Origin of the sequence: Nocardia sp. CWNU-33, assembly GCF_046764895.1 — a bacterium.
GTDB lineage: Bacteria > Actinomycetota > Actinomycetes > Mycobacteriales > Mycobacteriaceae > Nocardia.
This window is the reverse complement of the sequence record NZ_JBKOQN010000006.1, coordinates 211899-237672: the sequence shown is the minus strand read 5'-3', so window position 1 is coordinate 237672 and position 25774 is coordinate 211899. Positions and strand designations below refer to the sequence as shown.

Below are 25774 nucleotides of genomic sequence, written 5' to 3'. Positions count from 1 at the left end.
CGGTCGCGCCACACATCCCCCGCGGTCCTCCTCAGCCGAGGCGGACGAGCATCTTGCCGGTATTGGCGCCGGACAGGACGCCGAGGAAAGCAGCGGGAGCCTGCTCGAGCCCCTCGTAGACGGTCTCTCTGGTGCGGATGGTGCCGTCGGCCAGCCAGCCCGCCGCCTTGCCGATGTACTCGCCGAAGATCGGGAAGTAGCTGTTCACCAGCATGCCGCGCAGCGAAACCTCTTTGGTCGCGGCCTTGTACAGGTCGGGCCCCGCTTCGGCGGCTTCGCCGTTGTAGCCACTGATGGCGCCGACGAGCGCGATCCGGCCCTTGGGCCGCATGGCATCCACCGCGACCCGCAGGTGCTCGCCGCCCACGCTGTCGAGATATACATCGATGCCCTCGGGCGCCGCCGCCGCGAGCTGTCCGGCCAGGTCGCCCGCCCGGTAATCGATGGCGGCGTCGAAGCCGAATTCGTCGAGCAGCAGCGTGGTCTTGGCGGGCCCGCCCGCGGAGCCGATCACCCGTGCGGCGCCGAGCGCCTTGGCGATCTGTCCTGCGACGCTGCCCACCGCGCCGGCAGCGGCGGAAATGAACACGGTGTCGCCGGGCCGGATCGGCGCCACATCGGTCAGCGCTGCGTATGCGGTGAGACCGGTCGTGCCGAGCGCGCCCAAGAAGTGATGCGTCGCAGCCAGTTCCGGCGCGATCGGGGTCGCGGTCGCGGCATCGAGCACCGCGTACTCACGCCAGCCCGCGAAGTGCGAGACCGTCGCACCGACGGGGATCTCCGGGCTGCGAGAGGCGATCACCTCGCCGAGCGCCGAACCCTCGAGTGCCGCGTCGAGCTGGAACGGCGGGATGTAGGACGGACGATCGTCCATCCGGCCGCGCATGTAGGGGTCGACCGACATCCATGTGTTGCGCACCAGGATCTGCCCGTCGGCCAGCTCCGGAACCGGCCGCTGCACCAGCGCGAAGTGCGCCGCCGTCGGGGCGCCGGTCGGCCGCGCGGCCAGCTGGATCTCCCGGGAGGTGCGGGGGAGGGTCGTGACGTCGTCTTCGGTGATGGTCTGCATGACACTGCCTTTTCTTCGGTAGATCCGAACCGTGTCGATCCGGTACCGAAGACGTTATGGACTCGCGGACCGGGCTCCCAGGTCCTGCGATGCCACCAACCGGTCCATCCGCGCCAGCCTTGTGACCTGGCGAAACAGGCGGTTCGGCGGCTAAAGCGGGCCCGAGTTTCGCAGCTGTGACGGCGACGAACCGGCCCACCGCTGGAAAGCCTTGCGCAGCGCGCGATCATCGGTGAATCCGAGCCGCCCCGCGATGGCCGCGGTGGTCGAACGGCCTTCTCTCAGTAGGGTTTTCGCCTGTTCGTAGCGCACGAGGTCGAATTCGTGTCGCCAGGTGGTGCCCTGCTCGGACAGCTGGCGTTGCAGGGTGCGCGGGCTGACCGCCAGCCTGCGCGCGACCGCGGCAAGTGACGCATCGCCGTCGGCGACGGCGGCCGCCACCGCGATGCGGAACGCATCGAGCGGACCGGCGATGGGGCGAGCTGTCGCCAGCACCAGATCGGCGTGGCTGCGCAGTAGGTCGGCGAGCATGGGGTCCGCGCGCGGCAAGGGGGCGGTGGCGTCGGCGGCGCTGAAGGTGATGGTGTCGGCGGGTGCGCCGAATTCGATGTGGTCGGTGCCGAAGGCGTCGGTGAGCGCCGTGTGATCGCGTGGCGCGGCATGACCGAAGGTGACCGAGGTCGGGATGATGGCGCGGCCGGTGGCCTCACGGGCCCGCCGCAAGTAGTAGGCGAGCACATACTCGTTGACCATGGCCGCGACCGCCGGGTCGCCTGCGGTGGTGCGGAAGCCGACGGTGAGGTCGCCGTCGTGATGCAGATCGAAGCCTTCGGCTGCCGCGGTCACCAGGCGGTGATACGGCTGGGCCGAGCGCAGCGCATCGGCGAGCGTCGACCCCGTGGTGACGAGGTAATCCCAGGTGGTGAGGGTGCCGAGCGGAGCGGCATCGGCCACGGCCACGCCGCCGCCCGGCCCCGGCCGCGCGGCGGCCAGCAACTCCCACAGCCGGATCAGCGAACGCAGCGGAATTCGATTGAGCTCCCCGGCGAGGGCGGCGTCGTCGATGCCGTGCACCGTCGCGAGTTGTTCGGCGCCGACACCCGCACGCCGTGCTTGCGCGAGGACCAACCGGATCAAATGGGTCGACGCGGTCTCGTCCAACGGGTCGAGCGCCAACGGCACCGATCGCTGTGCGGTACGCGGATCGTCGACACCTGCTCCGCGATCAGCCACCCGTTCACAGTAATGAGCAGGCACCGGCCGGGTCGCGCGCACGGTGCGGCCAGGTGCCCGTGACCACCCCTCTTGATCCGTTCATTTTGTTCACGCCGACGATCTGCCAGGTCGATGCGTCGTGCTTCTCACTGTTGCGGGGGACCGGTGGGTGAAGTCCTGGCGGCGGAGTTAGGCTCGGTGACGTGACTTCCCATTACGACGTTGTCGTTCTCGGTGCCGGTCCTGGCGGTTATGTCGCCGCCATCCGTGCGGCACAACTTGGCCTCCGTACCGCGATCGTCGAGCAGAAGTATTGGGGCGGCGTCTGCCTCAATGTCGGCTGTATCCCCTCCAAGGCACTGTTGCGCAATGCGGAACTGGCGCACATCTTCACCAAGGAGGCCAAGACCTTCGGCATCTCCGGTGAGGTGAGCTTCGACTTCGGCGTCGCGTTCGATCGCAGCCGCAAGGTCGCCGACGGCCGCGTCAAGGGCGTCCACTTCCTGATGAAGAAGAACAAGATCGACGAGTTCGACGGGAAGGGCACCTTCACCGACGCGAACACGCTCTCGGTCGCGCTGTCCAACGGCGGCACCGAGACGATCACCTTCGGCAACGCGATCATCGCCACGGGCACCGTCACCAAGCTGCTGCCCGGCACCTCGCTGAGCGCGAACGTCGTCACCTACGAGGAGCAGATCCTCACCAAGGAACTGCCCGGCTCGATCCTGATCGTCGGCGCGGGCGCGATCGGCATGGAGTTCGGCTACGTCCTGAAGAACTACGGCGTCGACGTGCGCATCGTGGAGTTCCTCGACCGCGCGCTGCCGAACGAGGACGTGGACGTCTCCAAGGAGATCACCAAGCAGTACAAGAAGCTCGGCATCACCATCTCCACCGGTGCGGCCGTGCAGTCCATCGATGACGACGGATCGAAGGTGACCGTCAGCATCAAGGACAACAAGACCGGTTCGATCGAGACCGTCACCGTCGACAAGGTGCTGCAGGCCGTCGGCTTCGCGCCCAGGGTCGAGGGTTACGGCTTGGAGAACACCGGTGTCGCGCTCGAGCGTGGCGCCATCGCCATCGACGACAACATGCGCACCAATGTGCCGCATATCTACGCCATCGGTGACGTGACCGCGAAGCTCCAGCTCGCCCACGTCGCGGAGGCACAGGGCGTCGTCGCCGCCGAAACCATTGCGGGCGCGCCGACCGTCACCCTCGGCGACTACCGCATGATGCCGCGTGCCACCTTCTGCCAGCCGCAGGTTGCCAGCTTCGGCCTCACCGAGCAGCAGGCCCGTGACGAAGGCTACGACGTGAAGGTCGCGACCTTCCCGTTCACCGCCAACGGCAAGGCCCACGGCCTCGGCGACCCGACCGGTTTCGTCAAGCTGGTCTCCGATGCCAAGTACGGCGAACTCCTCGGCGGCCACCTCATCGGCCCGGACGTCTCCGAGCTGCTGCCGGAGCTCACCCTGGCCCAGAAGTGGGACCTCACGGTCAACGAGCTGACCCGCAACGTCCACACCCACCCGACGTTGAGCGAGGCACTGCAGGAAGCATTCCACGGCCTCGGCGGCCACATGATCAACTTCTGATCGGGTTCACCCGCGCCTCGACGGTGGCCGGTTCGCTGCGGCGGACCGGCCACCGCCGTTTTCGTCGGCGACTCGTACTCAGCCGTCGAGGTCAGCGAACGGAATCTCCACAGGGAAGGGCTCTTTGAGGACGAGAACTTCCTGGTGAGTCTCTGCCAGTCGATAGTTTCCGCTGGCCCAGTCCAGCCGGAATTCCTGAATGATCTTGACGCGCAACTCGCCGTCGAGATGGACGACGAGGTAGGTAGGGATCCCCTCGCCCGCATATTCGGCCCGTTTGTCCACTGTGTCGATGTATTCCGAACCAGGGGAGATGACCTCGACGACCAGCAGGGCGGCCTCGGTCGTCAGCTTCTGACCGCGAGGGAAGCATCGATGGACGACGACGTCGGGGCGGCGGAACGAGAAACCAGGGCTGCGCGGGCGCACCTTGCGGTAATGCATCTCGAAATCGGTCACCACTCGTGTGCAGGGCTCGGCGGGGCGCGCCGCATCGAATCCGTTCGCCAGGCGTCGAGCGACGATGTTGTGCTCGACACTGCCGCTACGGCAGAAGATCACCCTGCCGTCCAGCACTTCGATCTGCTTCTGTACCTCGGCCGGTAGTGCCTCATACCCTTCTTCGGTGATGAGCAGTGTCTCCGGGTCGGCAGCCCAGGCAGGCAGCGCGCTCATGATCACCTCGGTCTCGTGGGGGAAGGTCGCACCAATCGTATGCCGGTCCGACCGCCAACTCCCGATACCCGGATTGCGAGAGGGGCGCTCAGAGCATGCCGTAGGCGTGGGTGGGGGTCAGGCGGACCAGGGCGCGGCGGTCGGTGACCATGGCTCGGCGGTATTCGTCCCAGTCGGGGTGTTCGCCGGAGCCTGCGCGGTAATAGGCGATCAGTTCGTCGACGGTGGGGTCGTCTGGGGCGGTGGCGACGGGGGTGAGTTCGACGGTGCCTTCGAGGACGGCGTAGGCGAAGAAGTCGGGGCGGGTCACGTGGATCGCAGCCCATGGGTCACGGACGAGGTTGTGATACTTGGCGCGGTCGGCGGTGATGGAGATACGGATGATGCCGTCGTCGCCGACGACGTGCAGGACGTTGGACAGCTGGGGGCGGCCGTTGCGGCGGATGGTGGTGAGCACGGATCGCTTGGTCGCGCGCGCGAAATCGAGTGCGGAGGACAGTTCCATGACCAGGTCAACCGGTCACCCTCGACGGTGCTTCCCCTGCGTGTCGGCCGCGGCCCGATCCGCGAGTCGTCGACCGATCGCGGGTCCGCCGGTTATGCGCGGTGGTAGGCCGCCTGGGCATCGCGGACCCGTGGCATGTTCGTTTCGAGCACCTGGATCAAGGATTCCAGGCGGTCGGCGACGTCGGCGCCGAGATCGGTGAGGGTGTATTCGACGCGCGGCGGGATGGTCTCGTGGACCTCGCGGTGCACCATGCCGTCGCGTTCGAGGGCCTGCAAGGTCTGCGACAGCATGCGCTCGCTGACGCCGTCGACGCGTCTGCGCAGCGCGCTGAATCGGTACGGCCCCTCGCGCAACGCGACGAGGGCCAGGATGCCCCAGCGGCTGGCCACGTTTTGCAAAACCGGACGTGACGTGCAGTTTCTAGCGAAAACATCGGCTTCCAGCGCGGGATCGTTCGTCTCCGCCAGCGGGATGCGCTGTGTACTCATGGATTCGATGGTACCCAACTTGACCTTAGTGGTGTAGGAATGCATAGTACTTACTATTAGTTAGTGCTTACAGATCAGTTCATACATATGGAGGTAGTCATGACTGTGGCAGTCACCGGAGCAAGTGGGCACCTGGGTCGTCTCGTGGTGGAGGCGCTGTTGCGCGACGGGTCGACCCCGGTCGTCGCGATCGTGCGTGACCCGCAGAAGATCGCCGACCTGGCCGAGCGCGGCGTCGACGTCCGGCAGGCCGGCTACGACGACCCGGACGCGCTCGACCGCGCGCTCGACGGCGTCGACCGCGTGCTGCTCATCTCCGGAAATCAGTTCGGCGAACGAGTCGCCCAGCACACCAACGTCATTCGGGCCGCAGAGCGGGCCGGTGTGAAACTTCTTGCCTACACCAGCATTCCGCGCGCCACCGAAAACCCGTTGATCCTGGCGCAGGAGCACAAGGGCACCGAAGCTGTACTCGCGGAATCGACGGTCCCGCATGCCGTGCTGCGCAACAGCTGGTACTGGGAGAACTACTTCGGTGGGCTCGGCCACGCTGTCGAAACCGGGGTGCTGCACGGCGCCGCGGGCGCAGGTCGAGTGGCGGCCGCCGCGCGTGCCGACTACGCCGAGGCGGCCGCGCGCGTGCTCACCACCGATGGGCACGAGGGCAAGATTTATGAACTCGGCGGCGATGAGCGTCTCACCTATGCCGAACTGGCGCAGGTGATCTCGGAGGCATCGGGCAAGCCGGTGCGCTACGAGAACCTGTCGCAGGCGGACTACAGCGCGGCGCTGCAGCAGGCGGGTCTGGATGCAGGCTACGCCGCGGCGCTGGCCGACGCGGACACCGGAATCGCCTCGGGGATTCTCGATGTGGACAGCGGCGACCTGCAGAAGCTGATCGGCCGCGCCTCTACGCCTGCGGTCGAGGTGTTCCGCGCGGGTCTCGCCTGAGCGGCGCGGGCGAACACCCTCGCGGGTGCTAGTGGACTTCCACTGCGCACTCGCGAGGGTGTCCGTCTATCGGGTACTGCCCCGGCCGCTCGGATCGGTCACACCCACTGAACCAACTGCAGAATGATCCCGTTCGGATCGCTCATCTGGAAGTAGCGCTCACCCCACTCCTCGGTCTCGATGGGTGTCACGATCGGCACGCCCTCGGCTTGCAGCCGCGCATACTCCGCGTCGATGTCGTCGACGACGAACACGACGAGCAAGCCGTCACCGGCCTGACCTGCCGCGCTCTTCGGCTTGAAGGTTTCCAGTCCGGTCCGCAGGAAGATCAGGTTCAGGCCTGCGTCCGGCCGATCCAGTGAAACGAATCCGTCGGCCGACATCTTCTCGGTGAAACCGAGGTGGTCGACGACGAACTTCGCCGAAGCCTGCGGGTCGGCGACATTGAGCGAGATGGCGGAAGCGGTGATGTTCATGGGCTCTCCTCTGGGCTGCACTCAATCTCTCTACTAAGTACGCTATACTTTGTAGAGAGATCTTCGCCGTGCTGCACTATGACCTACGTCACGTCGATACCATCGTGAGTTCGGGCGGTGGGGCCGCACGACCGAGGAGAAGGTGTGGCGGACAAGCAGCCGAAGGAACGCAGCTGCGCGGGCGATCCCGTGCGAACTCTGGAGCTGCTCTGGCGCGTGCCCGGAGACCAGGGCGCGGTGCGTGGACCGAAGCAGCGCAGCAGCGTCGACGCCGTGGTTGCCGCGGCCATCGCGATTGCCGACGCGGACGGGATCGGCGCACTCACCATGCGCGCCGTCGCCAACCGGCTCGGCCGCACGCCGATGGCCACCTACACCTATGTGCCCGGCAAGGCGGAGCTGATCGACCTGATGCTGGACACGGTCTACGGCGAGATGTCGCGCACGGATCTGACCGACCTGCCCTGGCGTGACCGGGTCACCACGATCGCTGCGGAGAACCGTGCGCTGCTTGCCCGGCATCCGTGGGTGGCCTACTTGCCGACTACTCGTCCGCCGCTCGGCCCCGGTCTCGCCGCCAAGTACGACCACGAACTGCGGGCCTTCGACGGCCTCGGCCTCGGTGACGTCGAGATGGATGCCGCACTCACCTTCGTGCTCGGCTTCGTCACCTCGGTCGCCCGCATCGCCATCGACACCGCCCGCGCGGCGGCCGACAGCGCCATGACGGACCTCGAATGGTGGGCGCGAGCCGCGCCGGTCCTGGCGCAGGTCTTCAACTCCGACCGTTACCCGCTCGCCGCCCGCATCGGCGCCGCCGCAGGCCGGGCCCACGACGCCGCCTACAGTGCCGACCACGCCTACGAATTCGGGCTGACCCGGGTCTTGGACGGTTTGGCGACGTTGATCGAAAGCCGTTGAACAACAGCGCCGTCTGCTCGTCAGCTGCCCGCGAAAGCGGGCCGATCGGCTGTGCTATACCGCGTCGCGCTGGATGCGCAGGGCGGTGATGGTGGCGGCCAAGCCCTCGTATTGGTTGACGAGCAGGACGATTTCGATGAGACGACGCTCGTCGTAATGCTCGGCCAGGGTCGACCAGGCGGCATCGTCGATATCGCGAGATTCCACCAATTGGTCGACAGCGCAGAGCAGCGCGCGGTGCTTGTCCGACCATTCGGGCGCGGACGGTCCGGTGCGGAGACGGTCCAAAATTTCGAACGTGACGCCGGCGCGTTTGCCGAGGCGGATGTGGTGGTCCATCTCGTATTCGCAAGCACGCAGGTGCGCGACGCGCAGAATCACGAGTTCCGACTCGTGCCGCGGCAGCTTGCCGCCCGGCATGAGCTTGCCCGAGTAGTGCAGCCAACCCCGGAACAGGCCCTTGGTGCGACCGAGAGTGCTGAAAAGATGGGCATCGTCGGTCCCCGCGGCGCGGGAGAGCGCCTGCCAGACAACCCAATTGATGGGACCCAGCTCCCGGAGCCGACCAGGTGAAACCCGTGGTTGCAACGCTGAAACCATGCTTGCGCCTCCTCCTCCGCGATCTCCGGGTAGCGCCTGCGCTGCGGGGATCCTGGTTGCGGGGCCCGAGGTGGGACGGGCCGACCCGAGCGTACTAAAGCGTTCCTCCCGGGCCGGTGAGGTCCGGAAAGTCCGGGCTCCGAAGTGCCGGTCCACCGTGCCGCGAGCCGGGGCGGGCAAGTCCGATACGGGTCAACAAGGCGACCGGCCGGTCTGGATCGCGGTGTTGTTCTTGCCGCTCTCGGGTTTTCGGTGGCCTTCGGGGTGGTAGCGCGTCATCATCAGTACCGGCGCGGCAGTGCGGCGGGAGGACCGCGTCGATCCGAAAGAGGCGGGTAGGAAAACGCAATGCTGGTGAAGATCAAGACCGGAGCGACTCTTTCCGGGGCCGAACAGGAGTTCGTCGAGTCCTTGCGGCTGTTCCCGACGACGTGCCTGGCGGTGGTCGACCTGGATGTGGGCGACAATGGAACCCGGCAGGTCGACGCGGTGCTCTTCACCGCACGCGGCATCACGGTGATCGAGGTCAGGGGCTTCCGGCGCCGCCAGAGCGGCATTTTCAATATCTCTGCCGACGGGCCGTGGACGATCAGCGATGCGCGGGCCGACTTGGACGACGACGGCGTGGTCAGTCCGACCGACCAGCTGGAACACGCGGTGTACGCGGTGAAGAGCCGGCTGGAGCGGGCGCTGTTCGACCCGGGCCATGTGTGTGGTGCGGTGGTGCTCGTCCCGTTTCACGGCGTTGTGGTGCGCCCGGCGCGCACCAACCTGCGCCCCGGGATCGACGTCCTCGCCGCCAATGCTCGCGACGCGACCGAACTGCGCATCTACCTGGAAGGCTTCTCCGCGGGCCCGCGCAACTGGACCGCCGACCGCGTATTCGCCGCCTACCGAGCACTCGGTGTGGACAACGGCCCCTCACGCGCCGAACTCATCGCCGACGGGTTCGACGCGGTACTTCCCGACCCGAACCCGATCGGCTTGCCGGAGGCCGGACCGCTGTGGGTCGCGCCGATCCCCGGCGAGCCGACGCGACGTCAGAGCATTGCCTCCTGGATTGTCCTCGCCCTCGCGGTCATCGGGATTTTCGTTGTCATCGGCGCAGTCATCAGCGGTATCGCGCACGATTCCGGCCGTGCGCACCCCGAACCGGGCAGTGGGATGACGAGCTCGACACCCGCACCACCGCCGTATCATCCGGTCGAATGCTGGCCCCTCCAGCCGGATTGCTGATTACTCGAGTCCGATCGGATCGGCTCGCCGAGCGTCAATCACGCACGGCGCGAGCCAGTTTGGTCAGATCGAGCGCCTGCTGGGCACGCGAAAGAACGTGAGCACGTGAACTGTCGATATGGGCGGTGAGGGTGCCGAGAGCGCGATCGGGGTTGCCGGACAGGAGTTGTTCGGCGATGGTGATGTGTTCGGCGGTCATGGTGGCAATGCGGTCAGGGGTCGGCAGATCCAAGGTGCGCACCGGGCGCACCCGGACGTAGACACCGGTGAGCGCGTCGGCCAGCGCCGTATTACCCGCCGCGGCAAGCAGTGTCGTATGGAACTGCTCGTCGGCGGCAACCAGTGCCGGGCCCGGCTCGGGTGGAGCCTCGAGCATCCGGCGCCAGGTGTCGAGTTCTGCACGCACCAGTGCCAGATCGTGTGCGGGTGCCGGGTCGAACCTGCTTTCCACGCGTTCGGCGGCCTGCGCGACGTCGATAATGCGCTGAATCCCCCTGGTTTCCAACACGATCCGCAGCTCGTACAGGTTGTCCAATTCTTCGAGGCGCGGCCGGTACGGGTACAGCCCGTCGCTGTGTCGTTCGACGAGGCCGTCGGCCTGCAACCGGGCCAGCGCCTCCCGCACCGGGGTGCGGGACACACCGTAGATCTCGGCGAGACGCTCCTCGCCGAGCCGTTCGGTCGGCACGATCGCGCCCGTGGCCAGGTCTCGCCGCAGCGAGTGATACACCCTCTCGCTCAGCGGGACTCGCCCCCTGCGCGTCATGGCGGCCAGCTCAGATCGCCATCGCCGAGCGAACCGCGGTCTCCGCACTCGCACCGCCCGCACCATCGGAGCCAACGCGCCCGGATTGCAGGATGTAGTAGTGCTGCGCGGCTTGCAGCGCGAAACCGATGTGCTGTTCGACCAGCAGCACACTCAGTCCGCCGCGCCGGGTGAGATCGATAATGGTGCGCTCGATTTCGGCGACCACCGACGGCTGGATACCCTCGGTCGGCTCGTCCAGGATGAGCAGCTTCGGCTCGGTGATCAGGGCCCGCGCGATCGCCAGCTGTTGCCGCTGGCCGCCGGAGAGCAGGCCCGCCTTGCGGGTCAGCAGCTCACGCAGGGCCGGAAACAGGTCGAGCGACTCGTCGATCAGCGCCTTGCCGCGCTTGCGGCCGTCGGCAACCACCTGGAGGTTCTCCGCGGTGGTCAGCTGCGGGAAACTCTGTTGTCCCTGCGGCACATACGCGATGCCGCGCCGCACCCGGCGTGACGGTGACATCTTGGTGATCGTCTCGCCGTCGAACTCGATGCGGCCCGATTTGGCACCGATCAGGCCGACGGCGGTGCGCAGCAGGGTGGTCTTGCCCGCGCCGTTGTGTCCCATGATCGCCACGACGCTGTCGTCCGGGACGGTCACCGAAACACCGTGGATCACCTCGGTCCGGCCGTAGCCGGAGTGGATATCGACGAGCTCAAGCATCGGCGGCCTCCTTGTTCGCTGCGGTGGAGCTCTCTTCGATGGCCCCGTCCAGCCCGATGGCTGCCGCGGTACCGAGGTAGACCTCCCGTACCTTCGGATCGGCCTGCACCTGCTCGACCGTGCCTTCGCTGAGCACTTTGCCCGCGGCGAGCACGGTCACCGAGGTGGCGAAAGCGCGCATGAAATCCATATCGTGCTCGACCACGATGACGATGCGTTCGCCGCCGATGCGGCGCAACAGGTTTCCGGTTTCCTCACGTTCTTCGGCGCTCATGCCGGCAACCGGTTCGTCGAGCAGCAGCACCGAAGCGTTCTGCACCAGCAGCATGCCGATCTCCAGCCACTGTTTCTGTCCGTGGGCGAGCACACCGGCAGGCTTGTCGCGCAGCGCACCGAGGCCGGTGATCTCGAGCGCCTCTTCGATACTCGGCAGCACCGATGTGCGCCGCCGCAGCATGGTCAGCGCCGAGCGGCCCGCGCCCGCCGCGATATCTAGGTTCTGTAGGACGCTGAGCTGTTCGAAAACGCTTGCCGTCTGGAAGGTTCGGCCGATGCCGAGGCGCGCGATCTGATGCACCTTCTTGCCGAGCAGTTCGACGCCGGACTTCTGCGCCGACCCGGTGGCGGGCACCAGTCCGGTGATTGCATCGATGAGAGTGGTCTTGCCTGCGCCATTGGGCCCGATCAGGAAGCGCAGATCACCCTGCAGCACAGTGAGATCCACGTCCGTCACGGCCTTGAAGCCATCGAAACTCACTGAAACGCCGCGGATTTCGAGGTACTCGCTCGACATGCCGGCATTGCCGCCGAGCTTCGGTTCGTGTGTTGTCTCGGTCATCAGGACCTCACCTTCTCCTCGACCAGTGCGTCATCGGGCAGTGCGGCACTTGCGACGACCGGCGCCGCAGCGGCGGGCGTCGTCGGTGCGGTTCGCCGGAATCTGCTCTCCAGCACTCCCTTTGCCATCGGCCAGACACCGGCCAGGCCGGCCGGAATGAACCCGACGACCACGATGAACAGCACGCCCTGCAGGTAGGTCCAGCTGGACGGGAATTCTTCCGAAAGCGCGGTCTGCGCCCACGCGACGCCGATCGCGCCGAGCACCGGCCCGAGCAGAGTGGTCCGGCCGCCGATCGCGACGCCGATGATGAAGGCGATGGAGGGCACCACCCCGATATCGGCGGGTGAGATGATGCCGACGATGGGGGTGAACAGCGCGCCCGCGATGCCCGCGAAGAAGGCCGCGACGACATAGGCGACGATTTTGACGTTGGCCGGGTCGTAGCCGAGGAAGCGCACCCGCTCCTCCTGATCACGTACGGCCACAAGCAGTTCGCCGTAGCGGCTGCGCATCAGCTGGCGGACCAGCGCGACAACCACGAGCAGCGTGCCCGCCGCGATGAAGAACAGCATCTGCCGGTTGGTCGGATCCGACAGCTTGAACCCGAAGAAGGCGCGGAAGTCCGAAAGGCCGGTGAAGCCGCCGATCTTCTGCTGACCGGTGAGCAGGATGGCCAGCGCTGCGGCAAGCGCCTGGCTCAAGATGGCGAAGTAGGTGCCCTTGACCCGGCGCTTGAACACGCCGTACCCGAGCGCCGCCGCAACGAGCGCGGGCAGAACCAGAATGCCGATCAGCGCGACCGGGCCCGAGGCGAAAGGCTGCCAGAACGAGGGCAATTCGCGAATGCCCGCGATCTCCATGAACTCCGGCACGTCGTTGTGCAGCCTGGCCGCGTCGGCCATCTGCAGGTGCATCGCCATGATGTAGGCGCCGATGCCGAAGAACACGCCCTGACCGAGGGTGAGCATTCCGCCACGGCCCCAGGCCAATCCGATGCCCGCCGCGACGATGGCGAAGCACAGGAACTTGGCGAGCAGGTTCAGCCGGAAGTCGCTGAGCATGGCAGGTGCGACCGCGAACAAGATGATCGCGGCGACGGAAAAGCCGCCGAGCGTTGTGAGGGAGGAATTCGCACGCCACCGCTTCGAGAGTGTTGTCATCGCGCTACCTTTCGCTGAGAAGCTGGGCAGAACTGTGCTGGGCTCCATCCGTGCTGATAACAGGGATGATCGAATGCTCGCGAAGCTGTCGGTCTAGACGTTTACTCTGTGAGCTGTGGCGCAGCGTGCGTATAAGTACCGCTTCTACCCCAACGAACAGCAGGCGGACTTGCTGAGTCGGACGTTCGGGTGCGTGCGCTACGTCTACAACCGCGCGCTGACAGAACGGACTCGAGCGTGGAGCACCGAGCGACGTGGGACCAGCTACGGCCAGACTTCGGCATTGCTGTCCGCATGGAAGGGCGAACCTGATTTCGAATGGTTGAACGAGGTTTCCTGTGTCCCGTTGCAGCAGACGTTGCGGCACCTGCAGAGAGCGTTCGCCAGCTTCTGGAGAAAACAGTCCGGCTATCCACGATTCAAGTCGCGCAAGCGTAGTAGAGCGTCGGCGGAGTTCACTCGTTCTGGATTCCGTTATCGCAACGGGAAACTGTGGCCGGCCAAGTGCGCGGACCCGCTGAACATCGTCTGGTCGCGTTCTCTGCCGGACGGAGCTGACCCGTCCACCGTGACTGTTACCCGTGATCGAGCCGAACGATGGTTCGTCTCGATGCTTGTTGAGGATCCTGACATCAGATCGCTTCCGGAGTCGTCGGCGACTGTCGGGGTCGACGCAGGCCTCACGGCGCTGGTAACGCTCTCTACCGGCGAGAAGGTCACCAATCCGAGGCCTGAAAGGACCGACCGAATCCGATTGGCCCGTGCTCAGCGGGCGTTGTCGCGCAAGCAGGTTGGAAGTGCGAACCGCGCGAAGGCCCGAATCAGGGTGGCGCGGGTTCATACGCGAATTTCTGACCGGCGCCGGGACTACCTGCAAAAGTTGACCACTCGACTCGTTCGTGAGAACCAAACGATTGTGATCGAGGATCTGGCGGTGCGGAACATGCTCGGGAACCATCGCTTGGCACGCGCCATCTCCGATGCCGCTTGGTCGCAGTTGCGGATCATGTTGGAATACAAGTGCCGATGGTATGGCAGGCGCCTTGTGGTTGTGGATCGTTGGCTGCCTTCGTCCAAGACGTGTGGTAGCTGCGGATTTCTCGCAGAGTCGATGCCTTTGAGTGTGCGTGAGTGGACGTGTCAAGAGTGCGGCGCGATCCACGACCGCGATATCAACGCCGCACGCAATATTTTGGCCGCCGGACTGGCGGTTACCGCCTGTGGAGATGGCGTAAGACCTGGTCGGCTTCAGCCGGGTGGGTAGTTGTCGCTGAAGCAGGAAGCCCGACCCGCGAAGGTCGCAATCCCCTGCCGCTAGGCGCGGGGAGGAAGTCAAGCCAAACTCCTTGTCCGGACCGTGAACAGGCCCTGCGGCCGGACCTGCAGGAAGATCACGATGATGACGAAGACGATCACCTTGGCGATGGATGCGGTGGTCGAGTATTCGATGTAGGAATTGAGCAGGCCGAGCGCGAACGCCGCGATGACCGTGCCCTTGATCTGCCCGAGGCCGCCGATCACCACCACGAGGAACGCGTCGATGAGATAGCTCTGTCCGATGGTGGGGCTGGTCGAACCGATCAGGGTGAGTGCGACACCCGCGACACCGGCCAGGCCGGAGCCGATGAAGAACGTGCTGATATCGGTGACGCGACTGGAAACGCCGCTGGTCTCGGCCAATCCGCGGTTCTGCACCACCGCGCGGATGCGGCGGCCCAGCGGCGTCGCCTTGAGCACCGTGGCCAGCGTGGTCACCGCGACGACCGCGAGCACCAGGATGAAGATGCGTGTCTTCGGCACCACCGCGCCCATGATGGTGATGCCGCCGCCGAGCCATTCGGGGACGAGCACATTCTTGGCCGGTGCGCCGAAGATGTCGCGGGCCAGCTGTTGCAGCACCAAGCCGACACCGAAGGTGACGAGCAGGGTGTCCAGCGGCCGGTCGTACATCCAGCGAATCAGGCCCATTTCGAGCGCAGCGCCGAGTAGGCCGCCGACGAGGAATCCGATGAGCAGCGACACCATCAGTGAGACACCGGCCGACGAGAACACCTTCTGCACAACGTAAGTCGTGTAGCAGCCGGCCATGATGAACTCGCCGTGCGCCATGTTGATCACGCCCATCTGACCGAAGGTCAGCGAAAGGCCGAGCGCGGCGAGCAACAGAATCGATCCCAGACTCAGCCCGGTGAAGAGCTGGCCGATCAGCACGTCCATAAAGGTTCCTAACGGTGTCGGCCGGTGCGGGCCCGGTCCCCTCGACGAGACCCGCACCGGCGCTGCTCGACTACTTCAGGCCCTTGGCCCAGTCGTAGGACTTCAGGTAGGGGTCCGGAGTGACGGCCTTGCCCGAGTCCCACACCGTGTAAATGAGTCCGTCCGGCCGGATTTCACCGATGCGGGCGGTCTTGGTGATGTGGTGGTTGGAGCCGTCGAGGGTGACCAGACCCTCGGGTGCCTCGAAACTCACGCCGTCGGCTGCGGCCTGAATGTCGGCCACTGCGAAGGATTTCGCCTTCTCGACGGTGTTCTTCCAGAGGTAGACCGAGGCGTAGGCGGCTTCCATCGGGTCCGAGGTCGGCTTGTCGGCGCCGAAGGCAGCCTTGTAATCCGCGACGAACTTCTTGTTCACCGGGGTGTCGACGGTCTGGTAGTAGTTCCACGCCGTCAGCTGCCCCGCGATGTTCTGCGCGCCGATGCCCGCGACCTCTTCCTCGGCGATGGACACCGAAACGACAGGCATCTCAGCGGCTTTCAGGCCGGCATTGGTGTACTCGCGGAAGAACGCGACGTTGGAGTCGCCGTTGAGGGTGTTGAACACCGCACCCGCCTTGGCGGTGCGCACCTTGTTCACGATGGTGGAGAAGTCGGTCGAGCCGAGCGGGGTGTAGTCCTCACCCTTGATCTCGATGCCGTTGGCCTTCGCGTATTCCTTGATCTCGCGGTTGGCGGTCTGCGGGAAAACGTAGTCGCTGCCGACCAGATAGAGGGAGGTGATGCCCTTCTGCTTCAGGTAATCCAGCGCGGGAATGATCTGCTGATTGGTGGTCGCGCCGGTGTAGAAGATGTTCTTGCTGTCTTCCAAGCCCTCGTACTGGACGGGGTAGTAGAGCAGCGAGTTCAGGCTCTCGAACTTCGGCTTCATGGCCTTGCGGCTCGAGGAGGTCCAGCCGCCGAACACCGCGGCGACGCAGTCGGAGCTGATGAGCTTTTCGGCCTTCTCGGCGAAGGTCTTCGGGTCGGAGGCGCCGTCCTCGAGCACCAGGTCGATTTTCTTGCCGAGGACGCCGCCCGCTGCGTTGATCTGGTCGACAGCGAGCTTGGTGGAGTTGGCGACGGTGACCTCGGAAATGGCCATCGTGCCCGACAGTGAGTGCAGGGAACCGACCTTGATCGAATCCTTCGACGTGTCGACGCAGGACGCTGCGTTGGAGCCGCTGGTCGAGTCGTCGTCCTTGGCGCCACAGGCAGTCAGCAACAGACCGGCAAGTACGACTGCCGTCGGGGCGACCAGTGCTTTTGCCGCGCGATGCATGCGTGGCCGATGGATGTCACGGGAATCTGGCATGGGGCAGGACCCTTCTCACTTCATCAGGTGTTCGGCGGCGCTGCGTGCGCCGCGGGCGAATACACGCGCCTTTGCACCGGTCAGGTGGGTCGACCGGGATGTATACAACGGCTGTATTCGTGGTGCGAACACTAGACAGAAGTTGTTGCGCTGGAATGACTCCCGATGACGAGTCCGTTGCCTGTGTTTCCGCCGTGTGAACCTTTGTAGTAACCGCTCGGTAAACGACGGTGAGGCTTCCCAATGGCTACGGTTGCGTAGCGTCGTCGCGGTACGGCAGGCTTCGTTTGTACATCGTCAGAAAGCCGATCCCGTGGCTCGCCTGGCCACGGAGTTGTCAGTCGAGGAGGACCACGGTGGGTCACTACAAGGCGAACGTGCGCGACATCGAATTCAATTTGTTCGAGGTGTTGCAGCTGGACAAGCTGCTGGATACGGGTGCCTACGGTGATCTCGACTCCGACACCGTGCGCGAGATCCTGACCGAGGTGAAGCGTCTCGCCGAGGGCCCGGTCGCGGAATCGTTTGCCGCGGCGGATCGCGATCCGGTGGTCTACGACCGGGCCACCTACTCCATCTCCGTGCCGGAGCCGCTGCGCAAGACCATCGCGGCCGTGCGCGAGGCCGATTGGGGCAGGCTCGGCATGCCGGAGGGGATGGGCGGCACGCCTGCGCCCGCTGCGGTCATCTGGGCGATCAACGAGATGCTCACCTCCGCAAACCCGTCGGCGAGCTTCTTCAATATGGGTCCGGTGATGGCCTCGGTGCTCTATAACGTCGGCACCGATGAGCAGAAGGCATGGGCCACCAAGGGCTACGACCGTGGCTGGCAGGGCACCATGGTGCTGACCGAGCCGGATGCCGGCTCGGATGTCGGCGCGGGGCGCACCAAGGCCGTCCAGCAGGAGGACGGCTCCTGGCACATCGAGGGCGTCAAGCGTTTCATCTCCGGCGGCGATGTCGGTGAGACCGCGGAGAACGTCTTCCACCTCGTGCTGGCTCGACCCGAGGGCGCGGGACCCGGCACCAAGGGCCTCTCGCTGTTCTATGTGCCCAAGTTCCTCTTCGATCACCAGACGCTCGAGCTGGGCGACCGCAACGGTGTGTATGTGACCGGTGTCGAGCACAAGATGGGCCTGAAGTCTTCGCCCACCTGTGAGGTGACCTTCGGTGGCACGGACGTTCCCGCCAAGGGCTGGCTGGTCGGCGAGGTACACAACGGCATCGCGCAGATGTTCCAGGTGATCGAGAACGCGCGCATGGTGGTCGGCATCAAGTCCACCGGCACGCTGTCCACCGGATACCTGAACGCGCTCGACTACGCCAAGCAGCGCGTCCAGGGCGCGGATCTGACCCGGATGTCGGACAAGGAGGCACCGCGCGTCACCATCACCAACCACCCGGATGTGCGGCGCAGCCTCGCCATGCAGAAGGCCTATGCCGAAGGTCTGCGTGCGGTGTATCTGTACACCGCGGCACATCAGAATGCCGATGTGGCGCAGCTGGTTTCGGGTGCCGATGCCGAATTGGCGCACCGGGTGGACGATTTGCTGCTGCCGATCGTCAAGGGTGTCGGCTCCGAGCGGGCCTACCGGTACCTCACCGAATCGCTCCAGACACTGGGTGGTTCGGGATACCTGCAGGACTACCCGATCGAGCAGTACATCCGCGACGCCAAGATCGACTCGCTGTACGAGGGCACCACGGCGATCCAGGCGCAGGACTTCTTCTTCCGCAAGATCATTCGCGACAAGGGCGTCGCCATCGCGCACGTCACCGGGCAGATCTCCGCATTCCTCGAGATGAAGACCGGTCGCTTCGAGCCCGAAAGGGCGCTGCTGGCCACGGCGCTCGCCGACGTGCAGGCGATGGCGGCCACGCTGACCGGATACCTGATGGCCGCGCAGCAGGATTCGGCCGAGCTCTACAAGGTCGGCCTGGGTTCGGTCCGTTTCCTGTTCGCCGTCGGCGACTTGCTGATCGGCTGGCGGCTGCTGGTGCAGGCCGAAATCGCCGCGACCGCACTGGCAGCGGAACCGGCGGCGAAGGACCGGCCGTTCTATGCCGGAAAGGTCGCTGTCGCAAGCTTCTTCGTGAAGAACGTGCTACCGGAGTTGACCGCGGTCAAGGGCATTCTGGCGGCGATCGACAACGACATCATGGAGATGGACGAGGCGGCGTTCTAGGCGCTGCCGTGTTCTGACGCGGGCTCGCCGAACACCTCGACTCGACCGCCGGTGGCTACGGGCACCGGCGGTTCTGTCGGGTTGCCATTCGAGGACGGCCGGTCGGGAGCGATACCGGGCGACGGCCTGTGGCTTGGTTGGCTGGACGTTCGTTGATGTGGTCGGGGGAGCCCACGGGGCGGGGAGGGTCCGCGACTCTGTCGGCCGAGCATTGGCTGACTCGGTCGGCAGGGGCCCTACGGGCCGGTGAAGGGTCCGCGACTTGCGGCCGGTGCCGGCGGAGTCACTCGGCCAGCAGCTTGAGTACTACCGGGCGGGAAAGTGTGCCCGCGACTCGGCGGGCCAACTGGTTGGCTCCCGCGCCTGCTGCGTGGGCCGCCTGCAGGGCTTCGGCCAGTTCGTCGCGGGCGGCTTCGGCGGCTGCCTGTGCGTCGCGTAGCCGCTGGGCAGCCTGGTCCACGTTGTCAGCGGAATTCCCCGGGCCGGTGTGCGCGGGCGGCTCCGCCGCGGCATTGTCATCCGCTCTGGCGACCGCCTCGACCGGCGTCTCGATCGCCGCGGTACGGAGCGTCCCGGTCGGCGCGGCGGCCGTCGCCCGTGTGGTCAACGCATTGACCGATGGATCGTCTCGGGGCTCACGCCGCATGGCGGCCCTGGCGAACTCCTGCATGAACCGTTTGGTTGTTTCGTAGTCCTCGGCGGCAGCGCCGAGGAGCAGGCGGGTGGTCTGCGGGACCGCGTATGTCCAGTTGGCGACGCCGCACAGGGCAAGGAGAACGAGTCCGGCCTGCTGTTCGTCGACGCCGAATTGCTCTCGGGCCCGGTCGAATTTCTGCACGTAGTGCTCGGCTCGCCAGCCGTCGATGTCGTGTGCGTCGGCCCCGCGATGGAGTGATTCCCAGAGCAGCAGTCGCAGCAGCTGGGGGTTGTCGCGGTGGTAGTCGAAGAGCTTGCCGACGTAATCGCCCGGTTCGGTGTCGGCCATCGGCTGCACGACGTCGATGAACTCGCGCAGTGTGTCGATGAGGATGACGTCGAACAGCTTGTCCTTGCTGCCGAACAGGCCGTAGATGCGTTCCTTGTTGACTCCTGCCGCCTCAGCGATGCGGTCGACTCGACCGCCCGCAAGGCCGTATTCGGCGAATTCGTCCCGGGCGGCGCGCAGCAGCGCCTGCTTGGTCGCGTCGCTGCGCTTCATCGTGACGGTCATGGCCTGGACTTTACCATTTCATTAAACCAACTATTTGGTTGACAGAGTTTGATGGTCGTCGTACTGTCAGCGCCATGGCAACGCCGACACTTCAGCTTCCAGCCGGTACACCGGCTGCCGCACGCACCCGGAGCGTGTCACCACGCGCGCACACCGGGCGCACACTGCCCGTCTTCGTCTTGTCCGCCCTGCTGGCCACCGGCCAGATGTACATCCCGATTCCGCTGTTCACGGCCATGAAAGCCGATTGGAACGTCGGCTCGGGGGTGATGACGTGGATCATCAGCGCCTTCGCCTTCGGCTACGCGGGCGGCTTCGTGCTCTTCGGCCCGCTGTCGGATCGCTTCGGCCACCGGCGGGTGCTGGTCACCGGCATGATCGCTGCCGCAGTGGTAACCCTGTTGACCGGCCTGGCGTTCAGTGCGCCGCTCGCGGTCGGGCTGCGGATCGTGCAGGGTCTGCTCGTCGGTTCCATCCCACCGGCGATCATGGCCTACGTCGCCACTCGCATCGCGCCCGCGCACCGGCCTGTCGTCACCATGTCGGTGGCCACCTCGTTCCTTGCCGCGACGGTGCTCGCGCAGATCGTCTCGCAGGCGGTGGTCGCCGCGTTCCCGTGGCGGACCATGTTCGTCGGTTCGGCCGTCGTCTTCACGGCACTGGCGCTCGCCCTGCGTGCTGTCATGCTCGATGACGCGCCGACCGGCCGGGACAAGCCGCTGCTGCACAGCTACGCGGCGATTCCTGCGGTGCTGCGGATCAAACCGCTGCTGCCGATGCTTGCCGCCGGTGCGTTGAGCATGGCGGTGATGGTCGGGGTCTACACCGGCATCGAACTCACCGGCATCGTCGAGGGATCGGGCGAACTGCTCGCTCTGCGGGCCGGTGCGCTCCCGGTAATGGTCGCGCTGCCGCTGCTCGCGATGCCGCTTGCGCGGCTGTCGAAGCCGGGCCAGATCGTGCTCGGCGTGCTCGTCGCCGCTGCCGCGATGGTGCTCGCCACCTTCGAAGGCGGACACCTCGGGGTGTTGACCGTGCTGCTCGCCGTGCTCGTCGGCGGCCTCGGCATCATCGCCCCCGCCGTCCTGCAGAGTGCAGGCGAGCTGGGCGGGGAAGCCAGGGCCGCGGCCTCTTCGGTCGCCATGTTCAGCTTCTACGTCGGTGCGACCGTCGGCCCGATCGTCGCGGCGGCCGCTGCACCACACGGCTTTTCGACGCTCGCCTGGACACTGGCCATCCTGCTGGTCGCCGCACTCGGGCTGACCATGCTCGGTATGCGGTTCCAGCGCACGGCCGCAGCCGTGGTGGCGGACCTGGCCGGCGCACAACCTGCGTGAACAAATAACTGGCCGGGCGACATCGGTTTTCGCTGATGTCGCCCGGCTTTGTCATATCGGGCTGCCGCGCCGCGTGCCGAATAGCCATGAGTTCGAACGTTCCGGCCTCGGCTGTGCTGGGCCGACGAGCTCCGGGGCAGCGAGCGGTCTGAGGCAACACCGTGTCCGGCCTGATCAGCAGCTACGGTCATATCCGCCCAAGATTCAGCGAGTTCTACCGGAACCTCCTGATCTTGTTCGACAGCGCAGCGTGAAACGAGCTCAGGACCACTCGAGAGTGTCAGCCGTCGCTTTTGGTGGCCACGCCCGTGATCAGCGGTCGAATAATCGGGGGCATCGCCCGCCACGACGCTTCCTGTACCTCTCCAAGCTCCAGCCCGCAGGTCCGGATCAGCTCGAGGGTGGCACGGTTGCAGTGGCAGCCCTCTGCGAACCGGCGCCACGGGCCGGCGAGGCGATCCTGCCAATAGGCAAGTCGCGGCGACTGGGAACGGACATGTTCGAGGAACAGCAGCCGGCCTCCGGGGCGTAGCACGCGCTTGATCTCCCGCAACACCGGATCGGCTGCGTCGACGGTGCACAACACAAGAGTTGAGACGACCGTGTCCACGGTTTCATCCGCGAATGGCAGCTGTTCCGCTGATGCGTCGAGCACCCGCGCCCGACGTCGACTGCGATGCAGCCTTCGCGCCAACCGCGCACGCATTGCGGCTTCGGGTTCGGTCAGGATCAGCTCGGCGAGGTCGTCGGGGTAGTACGGCAGGTTCAGACCAGTACCGCTGCCCAGCTCGACCGTCCGCCCCCTCGCACGGCCGAGCAAATCCCGTCGACGAACGCCCATGCCCGCCTTCTCGCCCACCCACAGGAGTGGGTCGTACAGGGCCGAGAACGCCCGTGCCCACAGGTCCGAGCCCTCCACAGCTGCCGCAGGTGCGGCGCCACTGTTCACACACTCGACCGTACGCCGCTCGAACGACAACCCGCGATACCTCTGTATTTGTCAAGCAGCTTCGGTGCGGTGGTCGGATTCGACTGGCTCGGTGTGTCGCTCGGGACACGGTTCGCCAGCGCAGATGTCCTCATATCGCCAGGCGCGCCGCAATGCCATCGAGGACAGAGTCCAGGCCGATCTCGAACTGCCACTGCACGTCGTCCTTGCGGTCGGCCTCGTGGATATAGCGTGCGTACATCGGGTAGCGGCCCGTGTTCATGAGCCAGGTCATCTGTGTGGCCAGTCCCGCGCGGGCCTCCTCACGGGTGGACCAGCCGCGCACGTGGAGCATCTGACTCAGCCTGACCTCCGAGTCGACCGCGCCGTGTACATAGGCGGTGACGGTGTTGTAGACCGCCATGGCGGTGTCCACGTCGAGCCCCAGGCCGTCGAGTGCGACGAGGGCCGCCTCCGGCACGGCCAGCTGGTTCGGGGTCGGCGCGCCGCACGCCGCCCGCGTCACCCACGAGTGCTGGAGCAGGACCTCCCTTATTCGTAGGGCGACGGACCGCATGGTCGCGCGCCAGCCGTCCTTGCCGTCGGGCAGATCCAGCTCCGCGTAGACGAAGTCGGCCATCAGCTCGAGTAGCTCGTCCTTGCCGGTGACATAGCGGTACGCGGCCATGGGGGCGACGCCGAGTTCGGTGGCCAGGCGGCGCATGGTGACCGCGTCGAGTCCCTCGGCGTCGGCGACGGCGACGGCGACCTCGGCGATCCGCCGGGGAGTGAGGGTGGTGCGGGGAGCCGGCGCCGGTCGTTCGAGGCGCTCCCACATCGAGACGGGGTCCTTGTCCTCGCTCGCTGACTGTCTCTCCTGGGAGGCCATCGCTTGGGTTCCTTCCGCCGAATGATGCTGTGTACAGCGTACCTGGAGTGGACGTCGTACACTCTAATGTGTACGTTGTACATTATGGATACAGCGTACACATTGCCGAGGGGTTTTCGTGGCTGACTTGACCGACGACATCCTCCGCACCGCAGTGATCATCGGCAGCAACCGGGACGGGCGGTTCGGTCCGGTCGTCGCCGACTGGATCGCCGGACACATCGCTCAGCGCGAGGACATGACCGCCGACCTGATCGACCTCGTCGAGACGCCCCTGCCGACCGTTTTCCCGGCGTTCGGGCAGGCTCCTTCCGACGAGGTCGTGGCACAGCTGGGCGCAGTGTCGCCGCGACTGGCCCAGGCTGATGCCTTCGTGATCGTCACGCCCGAGTACAACCACAGCTTCCCCGCGTCGCTGAAGAACGCCCTCGACTGGCACAACGAACAGTGGCACGCCAAGCCGGTCGGCTTCGTCTCCTACGGTGGACTCGCCGGCGGGCTGCGCGCCGTTGAGCAGCTTCGTGTCGTGCTCGCGGAGCTCCACGCGGTCACGATCCGTAACACCGTCAGCTTCCACAACTACGGTGAGGTCTTCGGTGCCGACGGCAAGCCGTCCGACCCCGGGTGCGACGTCGCAGCCAAGGCCATGCTCGACCAGCTCACCTGGTGGGGGCAGTCCCTGCGCGAGGCCAGACGCGTCCGTCCGTACGTCGTCTGACATCGCGCCACAGCGATGAACGACCGACCGCCCGACACTCCCCGCGCTTCTTCCTCGCGGCGCTCGACGAACAACCGATCCTCACACCAGGCTTCCCCGATCGTGGGCGACCTCGGCCACTACAGCCCCGGGGCCCCTACCTGCGACTGAGGCGGAACTCCAGCCACCTCTAGTGCCCATACCCGCCCAAGCCGCCGACCGCATGGCCTGAATCCCTCGTCGCAGCACGGTCGGCCTTAATCGAAAGCGAACACCGATGCCCACGAATTTCCTCGAACGTGCCAGGAACATCCTGGTCCGCCCGTTCTCCCTGGGAAGTCTCACGCTGCCCAACCGCGTCGTGATGGCGCCGATGACACGCGAGTTTTCCCCCGGAGGTGTGCCGGGCGACGACGTGGCGCAGTACTACGCCCGACGGGCGGCCGCCGGTGTCGGTCTGATCATCACCGAGGGCGCCTACGTCGGCCACGACTCGGCGGGCAGTAGCGCCCGGGTCCCGCACTTCTACGGAGACGAGGCCTTGGCGGGCTGGTCGGCCGTGGCCGAGGAGGTCCATCAGGCCGGCGGCCGGATCATGCCGCAGTTGTGGCACGTCGGAATGGATCGCACCGTCGGCAATCCGCCGGTCCCCGACGCCCCGCGGATCGGCCCCTCTGGCATCGCCCTGGACGGCACGAACTCGGGCCGAGCGATGACCCAGGCGGATATCGACAATGTGGTCGCGACGTACGCCACGGCAGCGGCGACGGCCGAAGCACTGGGCTTCGACGGCGTCGAGATCCACGGTGGCCACGGCTATCTGATCGACCAGTTCCTGTGGGCCCACACCAACCGGCGCACCGACGCCTACGGGGGCGACATCGTCGGCCGTACCCGTTTCGCCGCCCAGACCGTGGCCGCGTGCCGGGACAGCGTCTCCAGCGACTTCCCGATCTCCTTCCGTTTGTCTCAGTGGAAGGTAAACCGCTACCAGGCGCGGATAGCCGAGACGCCGCAGGAACTGGAGACCATGCTCGGCCTGCTGGCCGACGCAGGCGCCGACGCCTTCCACTGCTCCACCCGGCGGTTCCAACTCCCCGAGTTCGAGGGCTCCGACCTCAACCTGGCGAGCTGGGCCAAGAAGCTCTCCGGAAAACCCGCCATCAGCGTCGGTTCGGTGGGTATCAGCAACGAGTTCCCCCAGATGTCATTGGGCGAGGTCACGGACATCGGCGAGCTGCTCGACCGCATGGAGCGCGACGAGTTCGACCTCGTGGCGGTCGGCAGGGCTCTGCTGGGAGACCCCGAGTGGCTGGCGAAGGTCCTCGCCGGCCGCGTCGACGATCTCACCCCCTTCCACGGGGGGCTGCTCGGCAGTCTCCACTGAGCCGTATGGCCGCCTGCCCGACCGCAGGCCGATGATCCCGTCCGCGCAGGCGGCGCCGTGCCTATGTAACTGATAGTTGAAGTGATTGGAGCAAGGAAAAATGCAAACCCGACCGACTCTCGGTGATCCATCGCGCGCTACCACGGCCCACGAGGTGGCCTCACGGTTCGCCGAAGGGCTACAACAGTCAGGCGCAGCAGGCGACGCGGACGGCTACGATGCCGCTTTCGCGGCAGATGTGGTGTGGGGCAGTCCGTATGGTGCGTCAGTAACCGGCTACTCCGAATTGAACGCCATACACCGCCGCTTGATGGCCGCACAGGTTGCGCCGCGCTCACACTTCGAAGTCGTTGGCGCGA

General features: G+C 66.0%; 25 protein-coding genes. 9 read left to right on the top strand and 16 right to left on the bottom strand.

The features are described from left to right. Positions 1–31: 31 nt before the first annotated feature. Both ACLMAL_RS10630 and ACLMAL_RS10625 read right to left on the bottom strand, forming a co-directional pair. On the bottom strand, positions 32–1069 hold the full coding sequence (locus tag ACLMAL_RS10630; RefSeq protein ID WP_411998888.1) for an NADP-dependent oxidoreductase: 1038 nt from the start codon (positions 1067–1069) through the stop codon (positions 32–34). Between the two features lie 150 nt (positions 1070–1219). Next, a complete protein-coding gene (locus tag ACLMAL_RS10625) occupies positions 1220–2302 on the bottom strand; it encodes an AraC family transcriptional regulator ligand-binding domain-containing protein (RefSeq protein ID WP_411998887.1) in 1083 nt (360 codons plus the stop codon). Between the two features lie 185 nt (positions 2303–2487). On the opposite strand from ACLMAL_RS10625, the gene lpdA reads away from it, so the two are divergent. After that, positions 2488–3888 carry a dihydrolipoyl dehydrogenase gene (gene lpdA / locus ACLMAL_RS10620; protein WP_411998886.1) on the top strand — a complete coding sequence of 467 codons (1401 nt, stop codon included), beginning with the start codon at positions 2488–2490 and terminating at the stop codon, positions 3886–3888. A 78-nt stretch (positions 3889–3966) separates the two neighbouring features. On the opposite strand, the gene ACLMAL_RS10615 is transcribed toward lpdA, so the two are convergent. From ACLMAL_RS10615 to ACLMAL_RS10605, 3 genes are all read right to left on the bottom strand, one after another. Further along, positions 3967–4563 carry a Uma2 family endonuclease gene (locus tag ACLMAL_RS10615; RefSeq protein WP_411998885.1) on the bottom strand — a complete coding sequence of 199 codons (597 nt, stop codon included), beginning with the start codon at positions 4561–4563 and terminating at the stop codon, positions 3967–3969. A gap of 88 nt (positions 4564–4651) precedes the next feature. Further along, positions 4652–5068 carry a PPOX class F420-dependent oxidoreductase gene (locus tag ACLMAL_RS10610; RefSeq protein WP_411998884.1) on the bottom strand — a complete coding sequence of 139 codons (417 nt, stop codon included), beginning with the start codon at positions 5066–5068 and terminating at the stop codon, positions 4652–4654. Positions 5069–5160: 92 nt separating this feature from the next. After that, positions 5161–5559, bottom strand: coding sequence for a winged helix-turn-helix transcriptional regulator (locus tag ACLMAL_RS10605; RefSeq protein WP_411998883.1), 399 nt, complete (start codon positions 5557–5559; stop codon positions 5161–5163). 99 nt (positions 5560–5658) lie between these two features. On the opposite strand from ACLMAL_RS10605, the gene ACLMAL_RS10600 reads away from it, so the two are divergent. Then, a complete protein-coding gene (locus tag ACLMAL_RS10600; protein WP_411998882.1) occupies positions 5659–6510 on the top strand; it encodes an SDR family oxidoreductase in 852 nt (283 codons plus the stop codon). 98 nt (positions 6511–6608) lie between these two features. Here the strand turns inward: ACLMAL_RS10600 and ACLMAL_RS10595 are convergent, their stop codons facing one another. Beyond that, positions 6609–6986 (bottom strand): VOC family protein, encoded by a 378-nt coding sequence (locus ACLMAL_RS10595; protein WP_411998881.1) that lies wholly within the window; start codon positions 6984–6986, stop codon positions 6609–6611. 144 nt (positions 6987–7130) lie between these two features. On the opposite strand from ACLMAL_RS10595, the gene ACLMAL_RS10590 reads away from it, so the two are divergent. Further along, positions 7131–7907, top strand: a complete 777-nt coding sequence (locus ACLMAL_RS10590; protein WP_411998880.1) for a TetR/AcrR family transcriptional regulator C-terminal domain-containing protein — start codon at positions 7131–7133, stop codon at positions 7905–7907. A gap of 54 nt (positions 7908–7961) precedes the next feature. Here ACLMAL_RS10590 and ACLMAL_RS10585 read toward each other — a convergent pair whose 3' ends face one another. Then, positions 7962–8507: a carboxymuconolactone decarboxylase family protein gene (locus ACLMAL_RS10585; RefSeq protein WP_411998879.1), complete on the bottom strand. Its 546-nt coding sequence runs from the start codon at positions 8505–8507 to the stop codon at positions 7962–7964. A 348-nt stretch (positions 8508–8855) separates the two neighbouring features. Between ACLMAL_RS10585 and ACLMAL_RS10580 the strand changes: the two genes are divergently transcribed. After that, entirely contained in the window at positions 8856–9743 is an 888-nt protein-coding gene (locus ACLMAL_RS10580) for a nuclease-related domain-containing protein (RefSeq protein ID WP_411998878.1), read from the top strand. 34 nt (positions 9744–9777) lie between these two features. Here the strand turns inward: ACLMAL_RS10580 and ACLMAL_RS10575 are convergent, their stop codons facing one another. From ACLMAL_RS10575 to urtC, 4 genes are read right to left on the bottom strand one after another with little or no spacing between them, the layout of a single operon-like run. Further along, positions 9778–10509, bottom strand: coding sequence for a GntR family transcriptional regulator (locus tag ACLMAL_RS10575; protein WP_411998877.1), 732 nt, complete (start codon positions 10507–10509; stop codon positions 9778–9780). A 10-nt stretch (positions 10510–10519) separates the two neighbouring features. After that, positions 10520–11212 carry an urea ABC transporter ATP-binding subunit UrtE gene (urtE, locus tag ACLMAL_RS10570; protein ID WP_411998876.1) on the bottom strand — a complete coding sequence of 231 codons (693 nt, stop codon included), beginning with the start codon at positions 11210–11212 and terminating at the stop codon, positions 10520–10522. Next, the gene (gene urtD / locus ACLMAL_RS10565) at positions 11205–12050 is read right to left on the bottom strand and encodes an urea ABC transporter ATP-binding protein UrtD (RefSeq protein WP_411998875.1); all 846 of its coding nucleotides are present in this window, start codon (positions 12048–12050) and stop codon (positions 11205–11207) included. The genes urtE and urtD overlap by 8 nt, the downstream gene beginning before the upstream one ends. Next, the gene (gene urtC / locus ACLMAL_RS10560) at positions 12050–13213 is read right to left on the bottom strand and encodes an urea ABC transporter permease subunit UrtC (RefSeq protein ID WP_411998874.1); all 1164 of its coding nucleotides are present in this window, start codon (positions 13211–13213) and stop codon (positions 12050–12052) included. Before urtC ends, urtD begins: the two co-directional genes overlap by 1 nt. 115 nt (positions 13214–13328) lie before the next feature. Here urtC and ACLMAL_RS10555 point away from each other — a divergent pair, with 115 nt between their 5' ends. Beyond that, positions 13329–14477 (top strand): RNA-guided endonuclease InsQ/TnpB family protein, encoded by a 1149-nt coding sequence (locus ACLMAL_RS10555; RefSeq protein ID WP_411998873.1) that lies wholly within the window; start codon positions 13329–13331, stop codon positions 14475–14477. A 68-nt stretch (positions 14478–14545) separates the two neighbouring features. Here the strand turns inward: ACLMAL_RS10555 and urtB are convergent, their stop codons facing one another. Both urtB and urtA read right to left on the bottom strand, forming a co-directional pair. Further along, positions 14546–15430, bottom strand: a complete 885-nt coding sequence (gene urtB, locus ACLMAL_RS10550; RefSeq protein ID WP_328406775.1) for an urea ABC transporter permease subunit UrtB — start codon at positions 15428–15430, stop codon at positions 14546–14548. A gap of 70 nt (positions 15431–15500) precedes the next feature. Beyond that, a complete protein-coding gene (urtA, locus tag ACLMAL_RS10545; protein WP_411998872.1) occupies positions 15501–16781 on the bottom strand; it encodes an urea ABC transporter substrate-binding protein in 1281 nt (426 codons plus the stop codon). Between the two features lie 356 nt (positions 16782–17137). Here urtA and ACLMAL_RS10540 point away from each other — a divergent pair, with 356 nt between their 5' ends. Further along, positions 17138–18967, top strand: coding sequence for an acyl-CoA dehydrogenase (locus tag ACLMAL_RS10540; RefSeq protein WP_411998871.1), 1830 nt, complete (start codon positions 17138–17140; stop codon positions 18965–18967). A gap of 283 nt (positions 18968–19250) precedes the next feature. Here ACLMAL_RS10540 and ACLMAL_RS10535 read toward each other — a convergent pair whose 3' ends face one another. After that, on the bottom strand, positions 19251–20177 hold the full coding sequence (locus ACLMAL_RS10535; RefSeq protein ID WP_411998870.1) for a TetR/AcrR family transcriptional regulator: 927 nt from the start codon (positions 20175–20177) through the stop codon (positions 19251–19253). A 74-nt stretch (positions 20178–20251) separates the two neighbouring features. Here ACLMAL_RS10535 and ACLMAL_RS10530 point away from each other — a divergent pair, with 74 nt between their 5' ends. Continuing rightward, entirely contained in the window at positions 20252–21514 is a 1263-nt protein-coding gene (locus ACLMAL_RS10530) for an MFS transporter (RefSeq protein ID WP_411998869.1), read from the top strand. Between the two features lie 280 nt (positions 21515–21794). Here ACLMAL_RS10530 and ACLMAL_RS10525 read toward each other — a convergent pair whose 3' ends face one another. Together ACLMAL_RS10525 and ACLMAL_RS10520 are read right to left on the bottom strand one after the other, a co-directional pair. After that, complete coding sequence (locus ACLMAL_RS10525) at positions 21795–22463, bottom strand: class I SAM-dependent methyltransferase (protein ID WP_411998868.1); 669 nt, start codon at positions 22461–22463, stop codon at positions 21795–21797. Positions 22464–22593: 130 nt separating this feature from the next. Then, positions 22594–23331: a TetR/AcrR family transcriptional regulator gene (locus tag ACLMAL_RS10520; RefSeq protein WP_411998867.1), complete on the bottom strand. Its 738-nt coding sequence runs from the start codon at positions 23329–23331 to the stop codon at positions 22594–22596. 127 nt (positions 23332–23458) lie between these two features. On the opposite strand from ACLMAL_RS10520, the gene ACLMAL_RS10515 reads away from it, so the two are divergent. Beyond that, positions 23459–24049, top strand: a complete 591-nt coding sequence (locus tag ACLMAL_RS10515) for an NADPH-dependent FMN reductase (RefSeq protein WP_411998996.1) — start codon at positions 23459–23461, stop codon at positions 24047–24049. Between the two features lie 256 nt (positions 24050–24305). Beyond that, a complete protein-coding gene (locus ACLMAL_RS10510; RefSeq protein WP_411998866.1) occupies positions 24306–25415 on the top strand; it encodes an NADH:flavin oxidoreductase in 1110 nt (369 codons plus the stop codon). Positions 25416–25774 lie beyond the last annotated feature (359 nt).

What these genes read in the sequence shown, in the direction of transcription:
- ACLMAL_RS10580 (WP_411998878.1), top strand. Translation starts at nt 8,856, where the DNA reads ATGCTGGTGAAGATCAAGACCGGAGCGACTCTTTCCGGGGCCGAACAG.
- ACLMAL_RS10510 (WP_411998866.1), top strand. Translation starts at nt 24,306, where the DNA reads ATGCCCACGAATTTCCTCGAACGTGCCAGGAACATCCTGGTCCGCCCG.
- ACLMAL_RS10585 (WP_411998879.1), bottom strand. Translation starts at nt 8,507, where the DNA reads ATGGTTTCAGCGTTGCAACCACGGGTTTCACCTGGTCGGCTCCGGGAG.
- ACLMAL_RS10600 (WP_411998882.1), top strand. Translation starts at nt 5,659, where the DNA reads ATGACTGTGGCAGTCACCGGAGCAAGTGGGCACCTGGGTCGTCTCGTG.
- ACLMAL_RS10520 (WP_411998867.1), bottom strand. Translation starts at nt 23,331, where the DNA reads ATGGCCTCCCAGGAGAGACAGTCAGCGAGCGAGGACAAGGACCCCGTC.
- ACLMAL_RS10595 (WP_411998881.1), bottom strand. Translation starts at nt 6,986, where the DNA reads ATGAACATCACCGCTTCCGCCATCTCGCTCAATGTCGCCGACCCGCAG.
- ACLMAL_RS10605 (WP_411998883.1), bottom strand. Translation starts at nt 5,559, where the DNA reads ATGAGTACACAGCGCATCCCGCTGGCGGAGACGAACGATCCCGCGCTG.
- urtC (WP_411998874.1), bottom strand. Translation starts at nt 13,213, where the DNA reads ATGACAACACTCTCGAAGCGGTGGCGTGCGAATTCCTCCCTCACAACG.
- ACLMAL_RS10610 (WP_411998884.1), bottom strand. Translation starts at nt 5,068, where the DNA reads ATGGAACTGTCCTCCGCACTCGATTTCGCGCGCGCGACCAAGCGATCC.
- ACLMAL_RS10575 (WP_411998877.1), bottom strand. Translation starts at nt 10,509, where the DNA reads ATGACGCGCAGGGGGCGAGTCCCGCTGAGCGAGAGGGTGTATCACTCG.
- ACLMAL_RS10630 (WP_411998888.1), bottom strand. Translation starts at nt 1,069, where the DNA reads ATGCAGACCATCACCGAAGACGACGTCACGACCCTCCCCCGCACCTCC.
- ACLMAL_RS10535 (WP_411998870.1), bottom strand. Translation starts at nt 20,177, where the DNA reads ATGACCGTCACGATGAAGCGCAGCGACGCGACCAAGCAGGCGCTGCTG.
- urtB (WP_328406775.1), bottom strand. Translation starts at nt 15,430, where the DNA reads ATGGACGTGCTGATCGGCCAGCTCTTCACCGGGCTGAGTCTGGGATCG.
- ACLMAL_RS10615 (WP_411998885.1), bottom strand. Translation starts at nt 4,563, where the DNA reads ATGAGCGCGCTGCCTGCCTGGGCTGCCGACCCGGAGACACTGCTCATC.
- urtE (WP_411998876.1), bottom strand. Translation starts at nt 11,212, where the DNA reads ATGCTTGAGCTCGTCGATATCCACTCCGGCTACGGCCGGACCGAGGTG.
- urtD (WP_411998875.1), bottom strand. Translation starts at nt 12,050, where the DNA reads ATGACCGAGACAACACACGAACCGAAGCTCGGCGGCAATGCCGGCATG.
- ACLMAL_RS10530 (WP_411998869.1), top strand. Translation starts at nt 20,252, where the DNA reads ATGGCAACGCCGACACTTCAGCTTCCAGCCGGTACACCGGCTGCCGCA.
- urtA (WP_411998872.1), bottom strand. Translation starts at nt 16,781, where the DNA reads ATGCCAGATTCCCGTGACATCCATCGGCCACGCATGCATCGCGCGGCA.